Origin of the sequence: Lacticaseibacillus rhamnosus (genome assembly GCF_900636965.1) — a bacterium.
GTDB lineage: Bacteria > Bacillota > Bacilli > Lactobacillales > Lactobacillaceae > Lacticaseibacillus > Lacticaseibacillus rhamnosus.
This window is the reverse complement of record NZ_LR134331.1, coordinates 1,338,890-1,362,727: the sequence shown is the minus strand read 5'-3', so window position 1 is coordinate 1,362,727 and position 23,838 is coordinate 1,338,890. Positions and strand designations below refer to the sequence as shown.

General features: G+C 46.1%; 22 protein-coding genes. 6 read left to right on the top strand and 16 right to left on the bottom strand.

The annotated features are described in order from the left end of the window. Positions 1-112: 112 nt before the first annotated feature. The 3 genes from uvrC to EL173_RS07065 form a co-directional block, all read right to left on the bottom strand. Positions 113-1,921 carry an excinuclease ABC subunit UvrC gene (gene uvrC, locus EL173_RS07075; protein WP_005685661.1) on the bottom strand — a complete coding sequence of 603 codons (1,809 nt, stop codon included), beginning with the start codon at positions 1,919-1,921 and terminating at the stop codon, positions 113-115. A 204-nt stretch (positions 1,922-2,125) separates the two neighbouring features. Further along, positions 2,126-2,872, bottom strand: coding sequence for an amino acid ABC transporter ATP-binding protein (locus EL173_RS07070; protein ID WP_005685660.1), 747 nt, complete (start codon positions 2,870-2,872; stop codon positions 2,126-2,128). Continuing rightward, positions 2,862-4,319, bottom strand: a complete 1,458-nt coding sequence (locus EL173_RS07065) for an ABC transporter substrate-binding protein/permease (protein ID WP_005689234.1) — start codon at positions 4,317-4,319, stop codon at positions 2,862-2,864. The genes EL173_RS07070 and EL173_RS07065 overlap by 11 nt, the downstream gene beginning before the upstream one ends. Positions 4,320-4,558: 239 nt before the next feature. Between EL173_RS07065 and EL173_RS07060 the strand changes: the two genes are divergently transcribed. Continuing rightward, a complete protein-coding gene (locus EL173_RS07060; protein ID WP_005685658.1) occupies positions 4,559-4,720 on the top strand; it encodes an SPJ_0845 family protein in 162 nt (53 codons plus the stop codon). 128 nt (positions 4,721-4,848) lie between these two features. Here the strand turns inward: EL173_RS07060 and EL173_RS07055 are convergent, their stop codons facing one another. The 5 genes from EL173_RS07055 to EL173_RS07035 form a co-directional block, all read right to left on the bottom strand. Further along, positions 4,849-5,139 (bottom strand): nucleoside triphosphate pyrophosphohydrolase family protein, encoded by a 291-nt coding sequence (locus tag EL173_RS07055; protein ID WP_005685657.1) that lies wholly within the window; start codon positions 5,137-5,139, stop codon positions 4,849-4,851. Next, a complete protein-coding gene (gene yihA, locus EL173_RS07050; protein WP_005685656.1) occupies positions 5,139-5,738 on the bottom strand; it encodes a ribosome biogenesis GTP-binding protein YihA/YsxC in 600 nt (199 codons plus the stop codon). Before yihA ends, EL173_RS07055 begins: the two co-directional genes overlap by 1 nt. A gap of 186 nt (positions 5,739-5,924) precedes the next feature. Next, on the bottom strand, positions 5,925-7,175 hold the full coding sequence (gene clpX, locus EL173_RS07045) for an ATP-dependent Clp protease ATP-binding subunit ClpX (RefSeq protein ID WP_005685655.1): 1,251 nt from the start codon (positions 7,173-7,175) through the stop codon (positions 5,925-5,927). Between the two features lie 162 nt (positions 7,176-7,337). Further along, positions 7,338-8,678, bottom strand: a complete 1,341-nt coding sequence (tig, locus tag EL173_RS07040; protein ID WP_005689230.1) for a trigger factor — start codon at positions 8,676-8,678, stop codon at positions 7,338-7,340. 171 nt (positions 8,679-8,849) lie between these two features. Then, complete coding sequence (locus EL173_RS07035) at positions 8,850-10,586, bottom strand: ABC transporter ATP-binding protein (RefSeq protein ID WP_014571316.1); 1,737 nt, start codon at positions 10,584-10,586, stop codon at positions 8,850-8,852. 149 nt (positions 10,587-10,735) lie between these two features. Here EL173_RS07035 and EL173_RS07030 point away from each other — a divergent pair, with 149 nt between their 5' ends. The 4 genes from EL173_RS07030 (at position 10,736) to EL173_RS07015 (ending at position 13,222) form a co-directional block, all read left to right on the top strand. Further along, a complete protein-coding gene (locus EL173_RS07030) occupies positions 10,736-11,119 on the top strand; it encodes a MerR family transcriptional regulator (protein ID WP_005689226.1) in 384 nt (127 codons plus the stop codon). 62 nt (positions 11,120-11,181) lie between these two features. Then, on the top strand, positions 11,182-11,556 hold the full coding sequence (locus tag EL173_RS07025; RefSeq protein ID WP_005715694.1) for a carboxymuconolactone decarboxylase family protein: 375 nt from the start codon (positions 11,182-11,184) through the stop codon (positions 11,554-11,556). A 5-nt stretch (positions 11,557-11,561) separates the two neighbouring features. Then, on the top strand, positions 11,562-12,287 hold the full coding sequence (locus EL173_RS07020) for an SIR2 family NAD-dependent protein deacylase (RefSeq protein WP_019728298.1): 726 nt from the start codon (positions 11,562-11,564) through the stop codon (positions 12,285-12,287). Positions 12,288-12,355: 68 nt separating this feature from the next. Further along, on the top strand, positions 12,356-13,222 hold the full coding sequence (locus tag EL173_RS07015) for a DUF3737 family protein (RefSeq protein ID WP_005689221.1): 867 nt from the start codon (positions 12,356-12,358) through the stop codon (positions 13,220-13,222). 541 nt (positions 13,223-13,763) lie between these two features. Here the strand turns inward: EL173_RS07015 and tuf are convergent. From tuf to rpsO, 5 genes are all read right to left on the bottom strand, one after another. Beyond that, positions 13,764-14,954 (bottom strand): elongation factor Tu, encoded by a 1,191-nt coding sequence (gene tuf, locus EL173_RS07000; RefSeq protein ID WP_005685646.1) that lies wholly within the window; start codon positions 14,952-14,954, stop codon positions 13,764-13,766. Positions 14,955-15,174: 220 nt separating this feature from the next. Then, the gene (locus EL173_RS06995; RefSeq protein ID WP_005689219.1) at positions 15,175-16,080 is read right to left on the bottom strand and encodes a hypothetical protein; all 906 of its coding nucleotides are present in this window, start codon (positions 16,078-16,080) and stop codon (positions 15,175-15,177) included. Positions 16,081-16,160: 80 nt separating this feature from the next. Further along, entirely contained in the window at positions 16,161-17,843 is a 1,683-nt protein-coding gene (locus tag EL173_RS06990; protein ID WP_005689215.1) for a ribonuclease J, read from the bottom strand. A gap of 299 nt (positions 17,844-18,142) precedes the next feature. Continuing rightward, positions 18,143-18,832, bottom strand: coding sequence for a hypothetical protein (locus EL173_RS06985; RefSeq protein ID WP_005689213.1), 690 nt, complete (start codon positions 18,830-18,832; stop codon positions 18,143-18,145). Between the two features lie 117 nt (positions 18,833-18,949). Then, a complete protein-coding gene (gene rpsO / locus EL173_RS06980) occupies positions 18,950-19,219 on the bottom strand; it encodes a 30S ribosomal protein S15 (protein ID WP_005685642.1) in 270 nt (89 codons plus the stop codon). A gap of 248 nt (positions 19,220-19,467) precedes the next feature. Between rpsO and rpsT the strand changes: the two genes are divergently transcribed. Next, positions 19,468-19,722, top strand: a complete 255-nt coding sequence (gene rpsT, locus EL173_RS06975; RefSeq protein WP_005685641.1) for a 30S ribosomal protein S20 — start codon at positions 19,468-19,470, stop codon at positions 19,720-19,722. Between the two features lie 112 nt (positions 19,723-19,834). On the opposite strand, the gene holA is transcribed toward rpsT, so the two are convergent. The 3 genes from holA to EL173_RS06960 are packed head-to-tail and all read right to left on the bottom strand — an operon-like array spanning position 19,835 to position 23,749. Next, positions 19,835-20,896 (bottom strand): DNA polymerase III subunit delta, encoded by a 1,062-nt coding sequence (holA, locus tag EL173_RS06970; protein WP_005685639.1) that lies wholly within the window; start codon positions 20,894-20,896, stop codon positions 19,835-19,837. Next, positions 20,883-23,087 carry a ComEC/Rec2 family competence protein gene (locus EL173_RS06965; protein ID WP_005689211.1) on the bottom strand — a complete coding sequence of 735 codons (2,205 nt, stop codon included), beginning with the start codon at positions 23,085-23,087 and terminating at the stop codon, positions 20,883-20,885. The genes holA and EL173_RS06965 overlap by 14 nt, the downstream gene beginning before the upstream one ends. Beyond that, positions 23,084-23,749: a helix-hairpin-helix domain-containing protein gene (locus tag EL173_RS06960; protein WP_005689209.1), complete on the bottom strand. Its 666-nt coding sequence runs from the start codon at positions 23,747-23,749 to the stop codon at positions 23,084-23,086. Before EL173_RS06960 ends, EL173_RS06965 begins: the two co-directional genes overlap by 4 nt. Positions 23,750-23,838: the final 89 nt, after the last annotated feature.

The window sequence follows — 23,838 nt, the reverse complement described above, 5'->3', positions numbered from 1 at the left end:
TCAATCATCTTGCAAAAAAGCAGGCATCAAAAGGCAACGTTTGTCTTTTGGAACCTGCTTTTTCCATTGTCTTGAAAACGGCTCTAAAAAATTACCACGTTATCCGCATCATTTATACCCGACGTGCCGGCGTGGGATCTGCCGTTAACGAAAGCTTCAGTGCCTGGGCGACGCGTTTTGAAATGCCTAGCTCCTGAATATCTTCCAATGGTGCTTCTTTGATCTTTGTGATGGTCTTGAATTTACGCAGCAACTTTAAGCGTGTCTTGGGTCCGACGCCCTTAATTCCCTCAAGGCGCGATGCCAACGAGTTTTTGGCGTGAAGCTGGCGATGGAACGTGATGGCAAACCGGTGCACTTCATCCTGAATACGTTCCAACAGGTAGAAGCCCTGCGACTTCGGATCCAAATTGATCATCTCGTCGGCGTGACCGAATAGCAAGGCAGCCGTCTTATGCTTATTGTTCTTGACCATTCCGGCAACCGGAATATCGAGATTCAATTCATTTTCCAGGACATCTTTAGCCGCGTTCATTTCAATCTCACCACCGTCCATCAGAATCAAGTCCGGCAATGCCGCATGTTCCTTTAGCAGCCGCGTATATCGTCGGCGAATGACTTCGCGCGTATTGGCAGCTTCGTCAGCACCATTATGGGTTTTGTCCGCATCCAACTTGTATTTGCGATAATTGTTTTTGGCAGGTTGGCCATCGACAAATTGAACCATGGCAGACACCGGATCGGCACCTTGGATATGACTATGGTCAAATGCTTCTACCACATGGCCCATCGGTAACTTTAAGGCTGCCATCAGCTCTTTCATCGCCCCTACCGTTGTCCGATTATCTAATTCCATTAACCGAAACTTATCTTCCAGTTTAATCTTGCTGTTCTTGGCTGCTAGCGCCATCAGCTCGCGTTTTTCGCCTCGTTGGGGTGTGCGTACCGGTACTTCAAGGATATCAGCCAGCACCTTATTATCTAGCCCTGCAGGCACCAATACTTCACGCGGTTTAACGTTATTTTTCCGGCTGTAGAATTGTAAGATAAAAGATTCAAACTCTTCTTTAGCCGTATTGACCACCGGAAACAAGCGCGACTCACGCTTCATCAATCGCGCCTGGCGAATAAAGAAGACCTGAATGCTGATCCAGCCTTTATCCATATAAAAATTAAACAAGTCGCGCGTGGTATTATCCGTCGAAATAATCTTTTGCTTCTCAACCGTTTGCTCAATGTAATAAAGTTGATCCCGAATCTCGGCTGCCCGTTCAAATTGCAGATTCTTTGCCGCGCGCTCCATTTTGGCAGTCAAACTGGCCTTGGCTTTGCTGACATTACCGTTCAAAAAGCGTTTAATCCGCGCAATCTGATCGGTATATTCCTTCTCCGGGACGGTGCGAAAACAAGCGCCGAGACACTGCCCCATATGGTAATAAAGACACGGGCGACCCTGATAGCCGTTACAGCGGCGTAGTGGATACACTTTCTGAATAAAGTGCATGGTTTCCTGGGCAGCGTAAACATTGGGATAAGGGCCAAAATAATAGCCGCCGTCTTTGCGAATCGTCCCGGTAATTTCAATCTTGGGGTCGCGTTCATTAGTGATCTTGATATAAGGGTAACCGGTGCCCTTTTTCAGCTTGATATTGTAATAAGGTTGGTACTTTTGAATTAACGTAATCTCAAGCAAGAACGCCTCTTTATTCGTAGAGGTCACAATGTAGTCAAAATCCGCCACTTGTGCCACCATTGCCGCTACTTTTCCGTCATGCGAACTCTTAAAGTAGGATCGAACCCGATTCTTGAGATTTTTGGCTTTGCCGACATAAATAATCTTCCCGTTGATGTCTTTCATTTGGTAGCTACCGGGAAGATCCGGCAGTAACGATAACTTATGTTCAATGTGTGCAGATGCCATTGTAAGCTCCTTATAAAACAAATGTTCGCCTAACATTATAAAGATTCTAAAATGCGATTGCAAGCAGATAGCCTATACACCTGCCAGCATGCTTGTCATACCAAGCTTGTACTTCTGGTTCAAACCTCATGATACCCCACCAGCTCGTTTTCACAAAAAAAGTACCTTGCCCAGTATGCGCCAGACAAAGTACTTTGATGAAAATTATTGTGCGAGGATCTTAGAAAGAAAGTCTTGTGTCCGCTCTTCTTGAGGATGTTCGAAAAGCTGTTCAGGCGTGCCTTTTTCAAGAATCTTCCCGCCATCCATAAACCAGACTTGGTCGGCCACACTGCGGGCAAATCCCATTTCGTGCGTCACCACGACCATCGTCATTCCGGTTTTGGCAAGATCCTGCATGACCTTCAAAACTTCACCAACCATTTCCGGATCCAATGCACTCGTTGGTTCGTCAAAAAGCATCACATCAGGGTGCATCGCCAGCGCGCGGGCAATCGCCACCCGCTGTTGTTGACCACCGGAGAGGCTAGCAGGATAGGCATCGGCTTTTTCCGCCAAGCCAACTTGTTCCAACAGTTCCTTGGCTGTTTTGGTTGCTTCTTCATCCGTCACCGTTTTGACTTTTAACGGCGCCAGTTTGATGTTTTCTAGAACCGTCATATTCGGAAAAAGATTGAAGCTCTGGAACACCATCCCCATTTTCTCCCGGACATTATCCAACTGCTTTTCGCTAAGATCAACCAGGTTTGTTCCTTCAAAAAGGATTTCGCCTGCAGTTGGACGGTTCAACAGATTTAAACTGCGCAGGAAGGTACTTTTCCCGCCACCTGACGCACCGATCACGACAATCACATCGCCTTGGTCAATCGTTTCGCTAATATCATTCAAGACCACATTATCGCCAAACTTCTTGGTCAAGTGGTTGATTTGGATCAAAGGTTTATGCTGCATGATTCATCTTCCTTTCAAAGTGACTCAGGAGCTTGGATAGCCCGAATGTCAAAACAAAGTATAAGACCATTGCGACCAAAATCGGCTGAACACCTTTATAAGTTGCGGTTTGAACCACCGTTAATTGATAGATCAAGTCCGTAACCCCAATGATCGAAACAATAGAACTTTCCTTAATCAGTGAGATAAACTCGTTTCCTAGCGCTGGCCAAATGTTCTTGATGGCTTGCGGTAACACAACGCTGGTCATCGTTTGGCGCTCGGATAAGCCCAGCGAACGGGCCGCTTCAGTCTGGCCAATCGGGATGCTATCAATCCCACTACGGATAATCTCGGCAACGTATGCAGCTGAATTAAGCGATACCGCGATCAACCCTGCTACTAGCGCTGGAATGTCAATGAAAATGCCAATACCGAAGTAGACAAACATGACCTGAATCATCAACGGCGTACCACGGACGAACTCGATGTAGGCAACCCCAATGAGATGTGGCAATCGATGCTTACTCAACCGCAATAAAGCAAAGATCGTACCAAGTAAGACCCCGAAGAACGCCCCAATCGCACTGATGAGTAAGGTATACTCAACCCCTTTAAGGAAATAAGTCCAATAGTGCAGCATACTGGTATCTTCGGTATTCGTCTTCATGTAACTGCCAGCGGTTTTCAGATATTGCGGGATCAAATTCTTTTGTTTAATATCTGCTAAACTCTTATTGGCCGCTGCGACTAAAGAATCAGATCCTTTGGCAAACCCGATAGCAGTCCCCATCGTGTCACTTGACAGATTAAAATGACCGGGAATTTCAACCAATTTATCATCGTTAGACGTATAGGCTTGAGCAACCGCACCTTCCGCGACAACCCCGGCGACTTTGTGGGTTTTTAGCGCCAGAATCAAATCGGTTACTTTTGTCAGTCCTAAAGTCGTACTGGACTTCATTTGGGTTTTTGCTAAGGTCTCCTGCAGACTACCGTTTTGAACGCCGACTTTCTTATTGGCAAAACTCTTGTGGTCTTTGTAAATCTTAGCATCCGTCTTATTAATCAGAATATCCTGACCCGATTTATAATACGTCTTGGAGAAATCAATTGACTTGCGGCGAGCATTAGTCGGTGACATGGCAGCCAGCACCATATCAACCTTGCCGGATTGCAGCGCCACTAGCAACGAGCTGAAATTCATCTGCTTGATGACTAACTTGACCCCAAGATCCTTGGCAATTTTGCGGGCAACTTCGACATCCATGCCGACAACCTGATTCTTGCCATTTTTATTCACCAAAAACTCGTATGGTGCATAATCAGGGCTAGTGCCCATCACAATCGTGCCTTTTTGTTGAATCTTTGCCAGGCTGTCATCTGCCTGGACAGTTTGCATATTTAAGGTCACAATTGCGGCAAAAACTGCGACCAAAGCGATTAACCAACGTTTCAAATGCGTCATAATACCCTCCTTGATTACAAGAATGTACTATACACGTAATTCAATTTTTATGCAACAAATATTCATATTTTGGTGACTCTTTTTTTAACTCGTAAAATCATCGAAAAACACGACCTAGTCCTTAAATCGTTTTCAAGATCAACCTTTGGCCAAATATCGGCATTAGAAAAACCGGTTGTCAGTCTAGACGCTAATGCTGGTTGATGCTATACTTTCTCCAAGGAAAGGGGTGGCCGTGCATGGCACTTAAGATCAACACTCAAACCAACCTAAACGACATGTTCGATAAATTCGCAAGCATTCCCAGCGATAAAGAACAAGCTACCGGGCCAGATCCAAAACATCACGAAAAGATGACGAAAAAGTCTGATAAAGATAGCGCTAAAAAGCCGAAAAAGTAAAGTAACCATTTATGCTGATTTTCATACTCAAGCAAACAGAAAAGCGACTGCCGAAAATTTTTCGGAGGTCGCTTTTTTAGACGCTAAATCATTAGCTGCGTTTAAATATGTTCTGAATGACGCTAAGTTCACTTTTTGGATTGCGGATAGCGTTTTGCCAATGCCTTAATATTACCAGCGGCAACATCATCAAAGTCAATGTCAGCCCACAATGCAATTTGAGAAAGATACCACAGCACATCCCCTAATTCGTGCTGTAATTTAACCTTATCTAAATCCTGACCCTGAAAGGTGTACTTTTTAATCAAGTCAATTGCTTCGCCGCTTTCACTTGCCAAGCCTAGCGATAAGTTGGTTAACACATGTTCGTTGCCGGCCAATGTGCGGTTAGCCTTCTGCTGATATTCATTAAAGTTCATTATTCATTTTCCCCCACTCCCGAAGTCTGACTCAACCAAGACCAAATCGCATCATAGCCTTCACCGGTGACTGCGGAAAACGGAATAACCGTGTCAGTCTGGTTTAAATCCAACCGTTGATTAATTTGCTTAACAACGTGCAGCCGTTTACTTTTAGGCGTTTTGTCGATTTTCGTGGCGACCACTAAAGTCCTGAGCTGATAATACTTTAAATATTGATACATACTGATATCGTCGGCGGTTGGCTCATGACGACTATCCACCAGCAAGACAACCCCACGTAATGGTTGCCGCGTTGTAAGATAGGTCTCGATCATCGCTGCAAACTTTGCCCGGGCTGATTTGCTGACCTTGGCATACCCATAACCGGGAACGTCGACAAAAAACAGGCGACTATCAAGATCGTAAAAATTAAGCGTCTGGGTTTTCCCCGGAACGCTGGATGTTCTAGCCATCGCCTTACGCTTAATTAACTTATTGATCAGTGAAGATTTGCCAACATTACTGCGTCCGAGAAAGGCGATCTCCGGACGGCCATCTTCTGGATATTGCGCAGCCGCAACCGCACTGATTGTCAGTTTGACATCATGGACGTCCATCTTAAACGGCCTCCTTTTTTATTCATCTCTTTTAGTGGCACTCAAGCACCACTGCCTTCAATAGTTTAGCATATTTTAAAAGCTGACTGGGCCGCTAGCGGGAATTTACAAATCTTTATTCATGGTTGAGCCCAAACAAAGAGCACCAGGTTATCCAACCTGGTGCTCTTTGAAACCCTGCTTGCTTTAGGAGGCTTCACGGCCCTTGGTAAGCACTAATTGTGGTTTAGCCTTGCCTTCAACAGCAGACTTCGTGACGACTACCTTGTCGACATCGCTGCGACTAGGTAAGTCAAACATGGTGTCTTGCATGATGGCTTCCATGATAGAGCGCAAGCCACGCGCCCCAGTGTCACGTACAATCGCTTGATGGGCAATGGCCTTCAGTGCGTTAGGTGTGAATTCAAGATCCGTATCATCCAAACTTAACAACTTCTGATACTGCTTAACCAATGCATTCTTCGGTTCGGTTAAAATCCGAACCAAGTCGCTTTCGTTGAGCTTCTCCAATGCTGCCAAAATCGGAATTCGGCCGATGAACTCAGGAATAATCCCAAATTGCATGAGGTCTTCCGGAATAATCTGCTGCATCAGTGACTTATCCGGATCCACTTGATTGGTGGAGTCGGTACCAAAGCCAATCGTCTTTTCGCCAATCCGGTTTTTGACAATATTTTCAATACCGTCAAAGGCACCGCCGACAATGAAGAGAATATTAGTGGTATCGATTTGGATAAACTCCTGCTGCGGATGCTTACGTCCACCCTGTGGCGGAACATTGGCAATCGTACCTTCCAAGATCTTCAACAAAGCTTGCTGAACGCCTTCACCGGAAACATCACGGGTAATCGAAACGTTCTCGGCTTTCTTGGCGATCTTGTCGATTTCGTCAATGTAAACGATACCCTTTTCAGCGCGCTCAACATCGTAATCAGCATTTTGCAGCAATTTAAGCAAAATGTTCTCGACGTCTTCGCCCACATAACCAGCTTCTGTTAACGTTGTCGCGTCCGCAATGGCAAATGGCACATTCAGGATCTTGGCTAATGTCTGCGCCAAGAATGTTTTCCCTGAACCGGTTGGGCCGATCAGTGCAATGTTACTCTTTTGGAGTTCAGTATCGTCTTTTGTCGCAGTCTGCATCTGGTTGACGCGCTTGTAGTGATTATAAACGGCAACCGAAAGTGCTTTTTTCGCAGCATCCTGCCCAATCACGTAATCATTGAGTGATTTCATGATTTCGATTGGCTTAGGGACTTCGAGTAGATTCTGATAGGCTTCTTCTTTAAATTCTTCGTCAATGATCTCTTTGCAGAGGTCGATACATTCATTACAAATATAAACCCCAGGGCCAGCAACGATTTTCTTCACTTGATCCTGAGACTTGCCACAAAAAGAGCAAGTCACCGGACCCGTTGTTTCAACGTTGTCAAACATCTAATTCAACCCTTTCTTGTTACCTTCATTCTACCAGAACCGTCAAGTACCGACTAGCAACTAACCGCTATGCCAATGTCAAGGGATCTGTTCGGCTTTTTGGACCTGTTAAGACGACAAAAGAGACGATCAAGGATCGTCTCTTTGACGCGATTGTGACAACTATTTAGCTGACTTCTTGTCAGAATCAGCCTTATCAGCTGTTTCATCCTTGGCCGCTTCGACCTCTTTGGCATTGTCAGTAATGATGTCGATGGCTTCTTTAACCCCAATATCGTGCTTGAGCATATCTTCACTCAATGCCTGACGAACGGCTTTTTCATCCATGTTGTATTCGGAAGCTAAATTCTTAACTTCTTCGGTCACTTGATCTTCAGTTGGCTGAATATCTTCTGCCTTAACGATGGCTTCAAGAACCAAGTTAGTACGAACCCGAGTTTCTGCATCGGCTTCAAACTGTTTATGCAGATCTTCTTCAGTCGTACCGGTCAATTGATAGTACATCTTAGGACTGATACCTTGGCGTTGCATATTGCCTAGGTATTGATCCATTTGATTATGCACTTCTTGTTCAATCATCGCATTTGGCACTTCTTCGATCGTTGCGTTCTCGGTAGCCTTCTTGATGGCCGCTTCCTGAACTGCATTCTTGGCCGCTTCTTTACGCTGATCGGTCAATTCTTTCTTGATCTTGTCTTTTAACTCAGCCAATGTATCGACATCATCATCAAGATCCTTGGCAAAGTCATCGTCTAATTCTGGCAATTCCTTGACCTTAACTTCATGAATGGTGGTTTTGAATTCAGCTGCTTTACCAGCAAGATCGGTTGCCTTGTAGTCTTCTGGGAACGTAACATTGACGGTTACTTCATCGCCAGATTTATGGCCGACCAATTGTTCTTCAAAGCCAGGGATAAATGAATTTGAGCCGAGTTCCAAACTATAGTTCTTGGAAGAACCGCCATCAAATTCTTTGCCATCAATGGTGCCGACGTAATCAATCACAACGGTATCACCATTTTCAGCTGCCTTGTCGTCTTTAACCACGAGTTCGGCTTGTTGTTCACGGCGCTTTTCCAATTCAGCGTTAACGTCGTCGTCAGATACTTCAACGTCTTGCTTAGGCACTTCAACGCCCTTGTATTGGCCAAGTTTAACTTCTGGCTTAACCGTTACGTTAGCCTTGATCACCCAAGGCTTGCCTTCGTCCATAGACTCAACGTCAATTTTTGGTTGGTCAACCGGGTCAATACCGGATTCCTTAACCGCTGCTTCATAAGCATCTGGTAATAAGATGTTCAAGGCGTCTTCATATAACGCGGCATCACCATACATCCGTTTGAAAACGGTCCGGCTAACTTTGCCCTTCCGAAATCCAGGGACGGTCAGGTTCTTACGAACACGTTGAAACGCCTGGTCTAAGCCTTCTTGAATTTTTGGTAAATCGATTTCAAAGGTGAGTTCACCATCATTGGTGCCCTTTTTTTCCCATTTTGCAGACATGCTGTACCTCCGACAATTAGTCTCGCAATTCACATTGCATACTTAATGTATGATACCCGAAACCGGTGGGAAAGTAAACGTTGTGACAAAAAAAGCCTTGTCGCAACTTGATTTTTTCTGATTTTCACAAACTGCGCATGAACCTAAGAATAACAATCGCAACAACAGCAATCACGTAAACTGTAAATCATAGAGTTCCTTGTAGCGTCCGTTTTGGGCCATTAACTGCTCGTGATTCCCCGCTTCAACAATTCGCCCATGTTCTAATACAAGAATCTTATCCGCGTGCCGCACGGTGGAAAGCCGGTGCGCGATAACGATCGATGTCCGGTCAGTCATTAGCCGATCAAAACTGGTTTGCACAAAACGCTCCGACTCATTATCCAATGCGGCGGTTGCTTCATCAAGGATGACGATCGGCGCATTTTTCAAGAAAACTCGCGCGATTGCGATGCGCTGTTTTTGCCCGCCTGATAACCGAATTCCGCGCTCACCTACCTGCGTCGCCAGTCCTTGAGGCAAACTGCGGATAAAAGCTGCAATGTTAGCGGCCTCCGCTGCTTGCCAAATGGCCGCCTCACTGACAGATGATGTGCCATATTCAAGGTTCTGCTGAATGGTGCCATCAAGCAAGATCACATCTTGCGAGACAATGGCAATTTGTTGCCGTAAACTCATCAGATCCGCCTGACGCAAATCGATGCCATCCATCAGAATGCGCCCACTGGTGGGATCGTAAAACCGCGCTAATAAATTTGTAATCGTTGTTTTTCCGGCGCCGGACGACCCAACCAGTGCCACGACTTCTTCTTTTTCGATGGTAAAGTCGACATCCTGCAGTACTGGCACAGCCTCATCGTAACTGAAATCTACGTGATCAAACTGGATTCGTTTCTGAAATCGCGGCAAGTGGACAGCATTTGGCGGCGAAACAATTTGCGGAGTCGCTGCCTGCAACGCTTCAATCCGTTCAAACGAAACCGTTGCCTGCTGTAATTGTTGAATCAACCCGGTCAGTTGGCGAATGGGCGCCTGCAAAATGCCAAGATAGGCAGTATAAGCGACGATCAAGCCAATCGTAAACTGACCATGCATCACCTGAATCGCACCAAAGCCTAAAATAATTGCCGTACCCAAATAATTGACGAAATCGGTTAGCGGTGAAAAAGTCGCGCTGAGTTTGGTTGCTTTAAGTTGATAATCGCGGTTACGTGCATTGGCTTGTTGAAAGGTCCTTGCCGTTGTGGCTTCGGTCGTAAAGCTTTTAATCAGCCCGATACTGGTCAAAGCCTGTTGAATTTGATTATTCATCATGCCAGAACTTGCCCGCACCCGCCGATAAGCAGCACGAATGTTGCGAACGAAAATATTATTCAGAATAAACAAAACCGGAAAAGTTAATAAAATCAGACCGGTCAGTTGCCAGTCCTGCACAATCATCAGCACCAGCACGACGACAAAACTGAGTAAGCTGCCAAATAGACCCAATGTATTGCTCGATATTAAGCGCTGCAACGTATTGACGTCACTCGTGAGCACCACCATCAAATCACCCGTTTGACTCGTTTCAAAATACCGCATATCTAATCCTAGCGTATGGCGAAACAAGTCATCGCGCATGCGGGCAATCGCGTGCAAACTCACCTGACCGATCCAATAAGTACTAAGACCGCTTAACCACCCAGCCATAGCCGTCAGCAAGAGCGCCATCGCAATCACGCCCATTAGTGTTCCCATCGCACGTTGCGGAATGACCTGATCGATGACATATTGCGTTAGTCGCGGCACCAGATACGAAGCCACCGCCACCCCGACCAATGCCACAATAATACGGAACAATTGACGTTTCATATCTGCCAGCTGATGCCAGAAAAATGCGATCATTCGCCAAGTTGTTGATTTCGTCAAATGAATGGCCCCCTTTTCCGAGACTTTATCATATAACAATAGTTTTAATTTAGCGATTAAAACGCTTAGGCTCTTGTATAAGTATTGACTAATTTCACAGAAAGTCTCATCATACAACCCAACATGACCTAAGAAAGAAGGCTTCGTTGATGGGCTACCCAATTGGTAAATTTTCAAAAATGGTTTCACTGTCAATTGATACGTTGCGATACTACGAAAAAGAACACTTGATTATTCCCGACCGCGATCAAAATAATCGACGGACCTACTCAGATGCTGATCAGCGCTGGATTGCATTCATCAAGCGGCTAAAAGCAACTGGCATGCCCATCAAGGAAATCAAAACTTATGCCCGTTTACGGTATCAAGGCAATAGCACCATTGACGAACGTCTGAAGTTACTCTTCACGCAAAAATCCCGGTTAGCGGCACAACGCCGGGAAATTGATGCCCATATTGCATTTTTAGAAAACAAAATCACGACCTATCATCAGCTAAAAGCCAAATTAACCACAGAAAATTCAAAAAAGTGATTGACATGGAGTTAACTCCAGCATTTAGAGTGAAGCTATCCTAAATGAAAGAGGTCATGAACATGTCAGAAAAAACACGATTAGAAAATGGTCAGGAGACGCTTGCCCAAGTTGACGGTGAGGCTGCGGCCAACGTTATGCATTCGTTAGCCGACATTGCGCCTGATGTTGGTAAATATATTTTGGAATTTGCTTTTAGCGATATTTACAACCGTCCTGGCTTGGACCTAAAACAGCGGGAAATGATCACCGTCACCGCGCTGCTTATCCAAGGCGATACCGCCGACCAACTACAGGTTCATCTCAATGGGGCACTCAATGTCGGTCTGACTAAAACCGAAGTTGTCGAAACGATGATTCACTGCATTCCTTATATTGGCTTTCCTCGGGTACTAAATGGCTTAACGGTTGCCCGGCACGTTTTCGAAACCAGATGAGCCCCTTGAAACAAGTACAACGTTTACAGCAGGCAGCAGCCCTTATTCGCCAACATCACCAAATCGTTGCCTTCACTGGTGCCGGTATCTCCACAGAATCTGGCATTCCAGATTTGAACGGGATTGATCAAATCTTAAAAAAATCACACAAATTTGCTGGTGACATATTTCGTTTTCTTGATCCAGAAGAAGCCAGCGCCGACCCGTCTGGTTTCTACCAGCTATACCGCCAGACGTTCTGTCAGCCAGAGGCGTTACCCAACAGAGCCCATCAAGCGTTAGTGCAGCTCGAACAGGCTAACAAGCTGCTTGGTGTGGTGACGATGAATGTTGACTATCTCCATCAAACAGCCGGAACCCGTCATGTTGCCGAATACTGGGGCGATGTCCGGCATAATCACTGCACGATTTGTCATCATTCTTATGACTGGCAAAAACCGTCAACCAGCACTGTGCCGACTTGCCCCAATTGTGGCGGACTGATTTTACCTGACTTCGTTTTAAGACGCCTGGCAACCTACCCAGACGAAATAAAATATGGTCAGCAAATGCTCGCACAAGCGGACCTCTTGTTAATCATTGGCACGCGCCGTCCTGCCACCAGCTTTCGATTAAACTGTCCAAAAATTGTCATCAATACCTCTCAATCTGCTAGAGACAGTTTGCATGAGTCAAATACCATTTATTTATCCGGTAAGGCTGCTGAACTTCTCCATGACATCGTAGCGTAACAGCTGCAATCAAAGTTTTGGAAGTAGCGACCATTTTTCGAGAACATATAGAAAGAAGCGAATCTTTTATGGTGAGTTACAACAATCAATTTTTTCATGGTGAACGTTCTCTGTTTGGTCAGGAAAATGCCACCATTGTCAAAACGACTTTTGGAAAAGGTGAATCTCCTCTGAAGGAAAGTCGCAATATTAAACTAGATCAGTCAATTTTTCTATATAAGTATCCGCTTTGGTACAGCCAGCACATTACGGTGGCTAACACCATCTTCGAAACCATGGCGCGGTCAGGCATCTGGTATACGAATGACATCACTATGTCCGATAGTGCAATTCAAGCACCAAAAACTTTTCGCCGTAGCCAGAATATTCGCTTAAAAAACGTTCATTTTTCCGATGCCAGTGAAAGTTTGTGGAACTGCAATCACATTAGCTTTGACCATGTGCAAGCAAGTGGTAACTATATTGGTATGAATAGCACAAACATTGTCGCCAACCACCTCGATTTGATTGGTGATTACGCCTTTGATGGTGCTAAAAATGTTGAAATTCATCATTCCACGCTTGTAACCAAAGATGCATTTTGGAACTGTGAGAACATTACTATCTATGATTCCACTATTAATGGTGCTTATCTAGGCTGGAATACAAAAAATCTGACGCTTATCAATTGTACAATCGAGAGCAATCAGGGGTTATGTTATGTTGATCATTTAACAATGAAAAACTGCGCACTGCTTCATTCCGATTTGGTCTTTGAATACAGCACCAATATCAATGCCGACATTTGTTCCGATATTATCAGCGTCAAGAATCCAAGCAGCGGCAACATCCGAGCACAATCGATCGGTAACATCATTCTGGAAGCGGACAAAATTGAACCAGCTAAAACCAAGATTACAGTGACACAGCCAAGCGAAATTAAACAGTCAGCTTAATTTTAAATCCCTTCCTTGATCACCCAGAGCGGCTAATGTTTTGCAGTTACTTGGTTTACCTAATCCCTGCTGAAAATAGCCCAAAAAATCTCAAGCCAAACACGACTTGAGATTTTTTGGTGTCATGATTCGATAAAATAATCTTTGATTTCCCAAGACTGTTCAAGCGTCAAGATCTTGAAACGCAAAATAACCGCGATTATTCATTCCTTATCCATTATTATTGTCCTGACACGGAACCCTGTAATCATCGCTGGCTAACGCTCACTTTCTATAACGCGTTCCCCAGCGCAGAAGCCTGCGGGTAAAGACCCTGAGGCGCAATGGCCAAAGACCGGCCATCACGCCTCATATGTTTCAGCTTACTCCCATAACGCGCTCCCCGGCGCAGAAGTCTGCGTGTAAGGACCTTAGCCGCAATGGCCAAAGACCGGCCATCACGGCTAAGGCCGCTTACACTCCGACTTCTAACCGCGCCGGCTCGCGCTCACAAAAAAAGCCTGCAAGCAAGCTTGCAGGCTTTTAAACGTTTATTCAGAAATTAGTCAAGAATTTCGGAAACAACGCCGGCACCAACAGTACGGCCACCTTCACGAACGGTGAACTTGGTACCTTTTTCGATAGCAACCGGAGCGATCAGGTCAACTTCGAAAGTAACGTTATCGCCAGGCATAACCATTTCAACGCCATCTGGCAATTCAATCACACCGGTAACATCGGTGGTGTGGAAGTAGAACTGCGGACGATAGTTGGAGAAGAATGGCGTATGACGGCCACCTTCTTCTTTTGTCAAGATATAAACTTCACCCTTGAACTTGTTGTGCAACTGGATTGAACCTGGCTTTGCCAAAACTTGGCCACGTTCAACTTGGTCACGGTTAATCCCACGAAGCAGGACACCAACGTTATCGCCGGCTTCACCAAGATCCAAGGTCTTACGGAACATTTCAAGACCGGTAACGGTGGATTTGAGAACATCTGGCTTCAAACCGATGATTTCAACTTCATCGCCGACCTTAACCGTACCACGATCGATACGACCAGAAGCAACGGTACCACGACCAGTAATGGTGAAGACATCTTCAACAGGCATCAAGAAAGGCTTGTCGGTTTCACGAACTGGGGTTGGGATATATTCATCGATGGTATCCATCAATTCCATGATAACCTTTTCCTGTTCAGGATCGCCTTCAAGTGCTTTCAAGGCAGAACCGCGGAGAACAGGAATATCATCACCAGGATAATCGTATTCGCTGAGCAATTCCCGAACTTCCATTTCAACCAAGTCGATCAATTCTGGATCATCAACCAAGTCAGTCTTGTTCAAGAAAACAACGATGTAATCAACACCAACCTGACGCGCCAACAGAATATGTTCACGTGTTTGTGGCATTGGGCCATCAGTTGCAGCAACGACCAGAATCGCACCGTCCATTTGGGCAGCACCGGTGATCATGTTCTTAACGTAGTCAGCATGCCCTGGCGCATCAATATGTGCGTAGTGGCGCTTTTCCGTTTCATATTCAACGTGGGCGGTGTTGATGGTGATACCACGTTCTTTTTCTTCTGGAGCAGCATCAATCGAAGCATAGTCCTGCGCTTGGGCAAGGCCTTTCTCCGACAATACCTTGGTGATAGCCGCGGTCAAAGTAGTTTTACCGTGGTCAACGTGCCCGATCGTACCAATGTTTACGTGGGGCTTTGTGCGTTCATAGTGTTCTTTTTCAGCCATGAAAAAACGAACCTCCTGTATTTTTCGTAAGAATACAGGATACCTTGTTTGTGTACCCTGATAATCCTTTACGTTTAAGTGTACTACATTTGAGCGTAAATACCAAAACAAATATCTACGCTGGAAATGAATTCCAGCAATGAGTATACATGGTCATTTTCACTTTGTAAACAGCTACCGTCAAGTTTCTTTCATTTACAGTGAAAACGTGTCATCACGCCTATTCGGACAATTTCGCTGTTTCAGCCGCTTGCCAAGCAAAAAGATCGTCAAACGGGGTGGTTTTCCCCTGATGATGATCAAGATAGGCTTGAACAAATGCCGCTTGGTCAGGAATTAGCCGACTGATATCCGGATATAAAAAGGCAATCTGTACCCGCGCCATTTGGACCAATGCTTGCCCCAGCTCCTGATCGTCATCGCCTAATGCTTTTTGCAGTCGATCCAGAATCTGTGGCCCGGTTGGCTCATCCGCCATGCCGGGTAACTCACTCGGAATAATGGTTTCGACTCGATCATAAGCCTGATATTGCACCGGTTGATCATAGCCAACATTCGTTAAAAGGTCTAACAATGACACGCGCATCGCCACTGGAATCGATTCATCGGTCAAGTCGGGAACCGCCGCTTTGATAAGTTGTGCTTTTGGCAATAACCCCACCTGATTAAACAGATCCTGCTGCTCCTGCCGGGAAAAGCCCCCCAGATGGCTGACTTTGCGAACCAGTTCCGCAATTTGTTCGCCCCGTTCATTCAAGGCTAAAGCTTCTGCCGCCTCAATTTGCTGGCGAAAACGCTGGCGCCGAATCGGATCAAGTTGCCGCAGCATCGTTCGCGCCATGACAAAGTTAAGCGTACCAAGCCAAGCGTCCAAAACCAGTTGGACATCACCGTCTGTTTGCATAAACGACTGGTAATGCGCCAACATCACATTAAGACTTTCATGAAACTGTTTAAGCCCATTTAAACTAGCCGCTAATGGCTGGGCGATTGCAAAAGTTTGCGTGGCTTCATACGCCTTTTCTAAATGCGCCGCCGCCGAAGCATAGTTACCCTTTTGCAGCGCCTGTTTGCCGATTGTCAGGTGACGTTGCTCATTGTCGGGTAATGATACCATATTGGTCATGCCTTCCTCCTGTCGTTGTTTTATTCGGATATTGCAGTGAAAATAAAAAAATTCGGAAAATGATCCGAATTTTTTGTTGTTTATTGCCGTTTTGCACTGTTTTGATTAACTTCCATGATGACCGGCAAAATGACAGGACGCCGCTTTGTCTGTTCGAATAAGAAGCGGCTGAGTTTATCTCGAACATCTTGTTTCAAATGGGTCCAGTCAAATTCTTTGTTATCCAGATTCTTTTGTACCGTCTCCGTTACCAAGGTGCCGCTTTCGGCCAATAAGTCACGACTGGTTTTAAGATAAACAAACCCGCGACTTGTGACTTTGGGCTTGGAAACAACGCGCTTTTTCTTACGGTCAATGGTGACAACCGCAATGAAAATGCCATCTTCGGCCAGCATTTTGCGATCACGTAAAACAATATTGCCGATATCGCCAACGCCAATGCCATCGATCATGGTATTGCCGGCGTTAACATGACCAGAGGCGTTCATCTGGCCTTTTTCGTACCGCAAAATATCGCCCATCCCGACAATGAAGATGTTAGCTAACGGAATGCCAGCTTCATGCGCAATTTCCGCGTGGGCTGCAAGTAAGCGATATTCGCCTTGTACCGGCACCAAGTATTCTGGCTTGAGTAAATCGATCATCAGTTGCAAATCATTCTTATAAGCGTGGCCGGAAGAGTGAATATCGTCGCCTAAGACTTTGACATCCCCGCCTGCACGATAAATCATGTCTTTCGTTCGAGCCGCCATGGTTTCCATCGCATGGGCAATCGTGGTGGTAATGAAAACAAGATCCCCTTCATGGATGTGAATCAGCCGATGACGGGATGTTGCCATTCGTTGCAATGACTTCATCGGCTCACCCATCCGGCCGGTTTCAAGAATAACGGTCTTTTCCGGTGCCAAGCCTTTTAGCTCTTTGGTTTTAGCTAAAATGTCATCATCTGGCAATTTAATGTAGCCCATACGAATGGCGGTTTTAACGACCTTTTCGACATCACGGCCGGTCAAGACAACCCGCCGCCCAAGCGATGCAGCGGCATTAATCACCTGTTGAATGCGCTGAATGTTGCTGGCAACACCTGCCACGATAATTCGGCCATCTTGGTATTCAAAAGTTTCTTTGATATGGTCATAAATTTCATGTTCGTTGGCATTCGGATAAGGCGACTCTGCATTGGCCGAATCAGATAACAACGCCAACACTTTCTTATTACCGATTTGTGCCAATCGCGCCCAATCCGTTTGATACATCGGGGTAGCGCTAGGATCGAACTTAAAGTCGCCGGTATACACGATCTGGCCTTCGCTGGTTTCAATATCGATACCTAACGAGCCTGGAATGCTATGCGTTGTTTTAAAGAACGACACTGACACATCACCAAAGTCAATGACCGACTTTTCATCAATAACATGAAAGTCTTTAAACTTCTTGGCTTTGCTGTCATGCTGCATGAAGACCTTGGCCATTGCAATCGTCAATTCCGAGCCAAAAACCGGAACTGGATGATCCACAAGAAAATAAGGCAAGGCTCCTACTGCATCCGCATGGCCGTGACTTAGAAAGATTCCGGCAATTCGGTCGGCATTTTCAGTCAAATAGCTAAAGTCCGGGATCACAACATCAATCCCAAGTAATTCATTATCAGGGTATTTCAACCCAAAATCGCATACAAAAATTTGGTCGTCAACTTCGACGGCGTACATGTTTTTTCCATTCTCACGTACCCCACCAAGAGCGACCAGATTGATCTTCGTCATGGTTTCACCTCGTGGTTAATTTATGGAAGTATGGTTGCCGACAATCGATTGCCGCATACCTCCGCCGAATAAATTCTGATACAAGTGTACCACACGATAAGGCGAAAACCTATAGAGCCGAATTTCAGGCGGCAAATGGTTGGCGTTGAATGCTATAAAAAAATCCATCCAATGCCCCTGAAAATGGTCACTGGACGGAGAACGTGGACTTAATATCCAAACGACAACGTTAGCTCAACATGCTCTATCAGACAATTAAAATTCCAACTACCATATCACCTTAAAACGCGGAGGCGCAGTTACACCTCGTTTGCAAAAAAGCGATGCACGGTTTTCAGGTTTTGTTTAGCCGCCTGAAGTGCACTTTGATACCCGGTATCGCTTGTTTGAGCGGCATCCAGATGATACGCAGCAACTTCTTTTCCGTTATCCAGCACCACCGCTACTTCAGGTGAACTGCCAGCAGCAAGGTGGTGACTGGTATCCAGCGCTAAAACAGCTAAGGCAGCCAGATCTGTCACCGGCCCGTATCCTAACCCATGGACATTCGGCAAAATATTCCGAAGCCACTCATGCAAATCAGCTGGTCGAACTTTTTGCTGGGGAACCGTCAAGAAAACCGCCTTGCGCAATGACCAGAAGTTCAGCGGTGCCCCTGCCGGCTTTGGAATCAACTTTAACGCAGATTCCGAATCCGGCTTCAGCCAGTGATGCTCGGTCAGTGCCGTCACCATTGGCAGCAATGATTCCGGCAATGAGGTCGTCGCTAAATTTTTGTCGACTAAGCGACCTGCGATAACGCGGACCAATTCGACGAGTACCGGATCAACTTGTTCCGAAGCGGCCTGCTTTTCATCACGAGGGCTCACACCGGCAACTGCCCACTGTGAGCCAATCGTGCCGATCGCCCACGCAATCGTTGTCGTTACGCTTAAAATGGTGACGCGTACTAGCTGATCCTGATAACGCTGCCGATATTCCGGATACATTAGCTGATCCCTCCTGTAAGTTGGAACTGTCTTTTTGGCCTTTTACCACTAGCTGATGCCCGCTATTAATATAAAAACACGCAAAAAGGCCGCCGCGGCGACCTTTGTTAAACGTGATTAACGACGCAGACCTAATGACTTGATTAAGTCACGGTAGCGAATGATGTCTTTATTGCGCAGATAGGCAAGCAGATTACGACGGTGGCCGATCTTCTTCATCAGACCGACATAACTGTGATGATCCTTCTTGTGAACGGATAAATGGTCGTTCAAAGCTAGGATTTCAGCAGTTAAAACTGCGATCTGAACTTCCGGTGAACCAGTGTCACCATCGTGTCGTGCGTATTGCTTGATAATTTCGTTCTTTTGCGTTTGGTCAATTGCCATTGTGTTGTACCACCTTTCAGAATATTGCCTGAAACTGAGTAAAGCGTCGGTGGTTCGCTAAACTAAGTATCAGGTTCAAAAGTACCTTCATACTTTACCGAAGTCTGCCACTGATTGCAAGTAATTTTAGCTATCAAGCAATTTTCCTTTACAACTTTTTATTGCATTGCCGCTCTGGCTTCTGTATAATAGCGTCTGTTGAAACTTATGCAGTTTTATCATAATCCACTGTTGGAGGTGAACATCTCATGCCACAAATCAAATCTGCAATCAAACGCGTTAAGACGCAGGAAAATGCCCGTGAACGTAACATTGCCCAGCTGAACGCAATGCGTACCGCTGTTAAGAAGTTCAAGAGTGCAAGCGAACAAAATGCTGACAACAGTCAGGATCTTTATAAAGCGGCAACTCGTGCCATCGACATGGCTAACAGCAAAGGCCTGATCAAGAAGAACAAGGCCGGTCGCGACAAGAGCCGTCTTGCAGCCCTACTTAACAAGTAATCAAGGCGTTATGCCAACTTTAATAACCCTTGTGTGACGATATTTCGTCCACAAGGGTTATTTTTTGTTGTCATCGGTTAGGCACACCCGCGCATCATTGACCATCTCAGTTTTAGGAGCGTGAAGCCGTATACTTCCCCTTCCGATGCGCTGACGCTTGACCTGTGTACTTCAGCATGAACAGTTCAAAGGCCAGTGCCTTATCAATCGTTCCCGTCTTCATCGCGGTTTCAGTATCCACCAGCCCACTATAAGCCTGGGCCAGTTGGTGATAAGGCAAACGACCAACCTGCCGTAATGCTAATTTGACTCGGTACGGATGGGCCTTGAGCGTAGCGGCAATATCACCTTGGCCGTAACCTTTTTGCGCTAATAACTTAACCTGAATTAAAAGTCGAAATTGGCCTAGCATTAACGCATTGAGCCGAATCGGTTCTTCGCGTTGTGCAAGCAGATCACGATAAAGTGCCAAAGCATCCGCAGCATTTTGACGCAACACATCCGTTACCAGATCAAAAACCCGGTCATTAAGCTGCTTGGGGACCAATGCCGATACCGCAGCAACAGTTAATGGACTACCATCACTTGCATACGTCAGAAGTTTCCGGACTTCGCCCATCATGACCGAATACTGTCCGTTCGTTCGCTGAACAAGCGCATCGAGTGCTGGTGGCTGAATATCGACTTGATGTTGCTTGAAGATTTGTGCCAATGCCATTCGCGCTGACCGTTCATCCAGTGGCGCAGCATCAACAATCAAAGCTGCCTTCTTCAAAGCTTTCGTCAGCCGTTTACGTTCATCAAGTTTTTTATATGGTGCGATTAACACCATCATCGTTGACGGAACCGGATTGTCAAAATAAGCCTGCAGTCCGGTGAGATCATGTTCAATCTTATCGGTACTTTTTTCGCCGGTTAAAAAGTAAGGATCGTCAATCACAACTTCGCGGTATTCGCCGAAAAAAGGAATTGAAGTCGCATCATCCAAGGCAACGCCCACTGGAGTTTGATGCATGTCATAACGGCCAAAATTCATGGCTTTTTGGTCTTCAGGAATCAAATTAGCCAGCGCTTGTTGAGCCTGTTGCCGTAAAGCCTGCTCCTCGCCAAGAATTAATGTCAGCGGCGGTCGTTCGCCATTTTTCAGATGTTTGATAAAATCACGGACCTGCATGCGATTGTCTGCTCCTTTTCTGCAACCAGCCAAATAGCTGATCCTGTTGACGTTGCGGGTTTGGTTCCACCCAAAGCATCCCTTGTTCACTGGTACTTGACCACGGAACATGGGCATTAGCAAACGTTGCCAATGTTTCTGGATGCGGATGACCATACCGATTATCGACACCAGCGGAAATTAAAGCGGCTTTTAACTGTAAACTCGAAATTAACGCCGGTGCACTGGCGGTTTTTGAACCATGGTGTCCTGCCTTTAAATAGTCGACTTGCAAATGCCGCGGCAGAATTTGCGTTTTTTCAACGGTTTGGTCAGCATCCCCAGTAAATAACCAGCGACTGTTACCTATTTTACCATAGAGAACAATGGAATCCGCGTTTGTATCCTGGGGGTCGTGATGGCCCGTGGCACTTGGCGCAAGTACCTGTAATCGAAGTGGCCCGACCTGCAGCCATTGATCCGCTGTGACTGTTTGCGTTGCGGCAACCCGCTGGCTAACTTTTTTAATCATAGGATGATGCTGCGCGGTTGGGGTGGTTACTAGCCGCTCAATCGGTATCAACTCAGCAAGTTTAGGTGCATCGCCAACGTGATCCATATCAGGATGGGTTAAAACCAGCGTATTCAAGCGGGCATAACCGCGTGCATGCAAATACGGGACAATCGCGCGGCTAACAGGAGGATGGCTGGTTTTGCCGAATATGCGGCCACCCGTGTCAATCAACATAACCCCTTGATGAAACGGGGATTCGATCAAAATCGCATCGCCTTGCCCCACATCAAACATCACCACCCGATAATTCGGCTGATACCAACTCCACAAGGCAAGTACAACAAACCAGCCAACTGCTACGGGCCAACATTGCCACGTCAAAACCAGCATCATAGCAAAAACCCCAAGCACAGCCAACCAGCTGGGAAACGCACCAATAATAATCTGCCCAGGCAAGTGACTCAACCGAATGAGGATGGTCTCTAATAATTGCAATGCATCGTTAAACAAATACGTTAACCCTGCATGCGGCATCAATAAGGCAAATACCAACCCCGGTATGATGATCAGTTCAAAAATCGGCATGAGAAGCCAATTGAAGAATACCGTCAAAAGATTAAAGCTGAACGTATGCCAGGCAATGACAGGCATGCCGCCTAATACTAACCGCCAATTCACCTGCCACTTATGCAGCGCCGGTAAACCAATGAGCAACCCAGTCATCAAGTACGTCAATTGCCCGCCCATGGTCATCAAGACACGCGGTTGCCAGAGCAAGTTGACCATCAACACCATGCTAAACAGATCCAGCCCGGTTAAGCCAAACCGAAGATACCGATTAATAATATCAGCTAACCGCATCCATACCGCCCGCCACAAGCCCGCACCTAATGGCAGCAATAATAAAAATAGTGGCAACAATCCCAATAGCAGGCCATCGACTAATCCTTGCGGTATCCGTAACCTTGCTGCCAACCAATAAAGCGAGGCAACCAAGGCGAACAGATGCAATCCGGAAATCGAAAACAGATGAAAGACGCCTAAATCAACAAATGCTTGGCGTTGCGTTAAAAAATCATCATCCAATTGCCCTAAAAGCAACCCTTTGGCATATTGGCGTACCTTGTTCGGTAATTGTTCGAAATAAGCAAACAGATGGACGCGCCAACTATCAACGACATCAAAAAATTGTCTTCGTGGTTGAAAAGAAAAGTTCAAAGTCGGTTTGACTAATTCATAGGCAAGCTGCCGGCTTTGCCACGCATAAGTTGCATAATCAAATTCAAACTGATTACGTGCAGGTGCCAAACGTGCTACTTCATAACCACCGGCCAATTGTACCGGCTGATCATTACTAGCCAACCGTTCCGCAAGTTCCTTTGAGACCGAACCACGACCACTGACGGCAATCCCGTTGGCAGCCCGACCGATAAAGCTGACATACCCGTCTTTGAGCTTAATGGCTGACGCCGGGATGGTCACACTACCACGGGGTTGCGGCGGATTCTGCCATTGATTGGCATCTGCCCTTCCGCACCCCCAGCCGATGACTAAAAAAAGGCCAACATAAACGAAACTGGTTCGATTGGTTTTCATGACAAGCCAAATAAGCAAGATAGCCAGCACCCACCACAAACCGATACCGCCCATGATGCCGGCAAGTAAAGCAGCCGCAAGTAAGATTAACCGCCCGCTCATGGGCCCACGGTTAGCTGCGGCGCCAGGGTTTCAAAAGTCTTATCCCCGATACCATGAACTTCTTTGAGTTCGTTAATATCCTTGAACCCACCATGACTGTCGCGATAGCTAATAATATCCGCAGCCTTTTTGGGGCCAATCCCACTGATGGTCGTCAGTTGCGCCACATCCGCTTTATTAAGATCAACAACGGCACCACTGGCAGTCTGGGTGGGCTTCCCAGTAGCAGAAGTGCCACCTGCCGTGGTAGTTGGTGCCGTTGCAGTTGACGTTTCGCCTTTTTCCGGGACATACAGGCTTTCCTGATCACTGGCGATCTTGGCTAGATTGACTTGTTGCATATCAGCCGCTGCCGTCAACCCGCCGGCAGCTTTAACCACTTCATCCCAGCGCGTGTTTTCTTTGACCGGATAAATGCCAGGATGTTGTATTGCGCCTTTTAAATGCACGAAACCGTGGCTCGGACGATGACTGCCACTCATGCTTGTTGCCTTACTAGATCGTGACGCCGCCATGTGCGAACTACTATGGGAATTCACACTCACCGACAAAGGCTGATTTGCCGATCCTGCCTTCGCCTGCTGCCAAAAAAAGAAACCGCCGATTAAAATAATCAAGGGTGCATACCAATATGTTTTCAGCCAATAAATCAGTGTCGCCATTTTTCTCACCTCAACAACACATTACGCATGGCAAACAAAAAGAACTGTTTTTTCAACAGTTCTTCTTTAAATTGAACTTATTACAACCA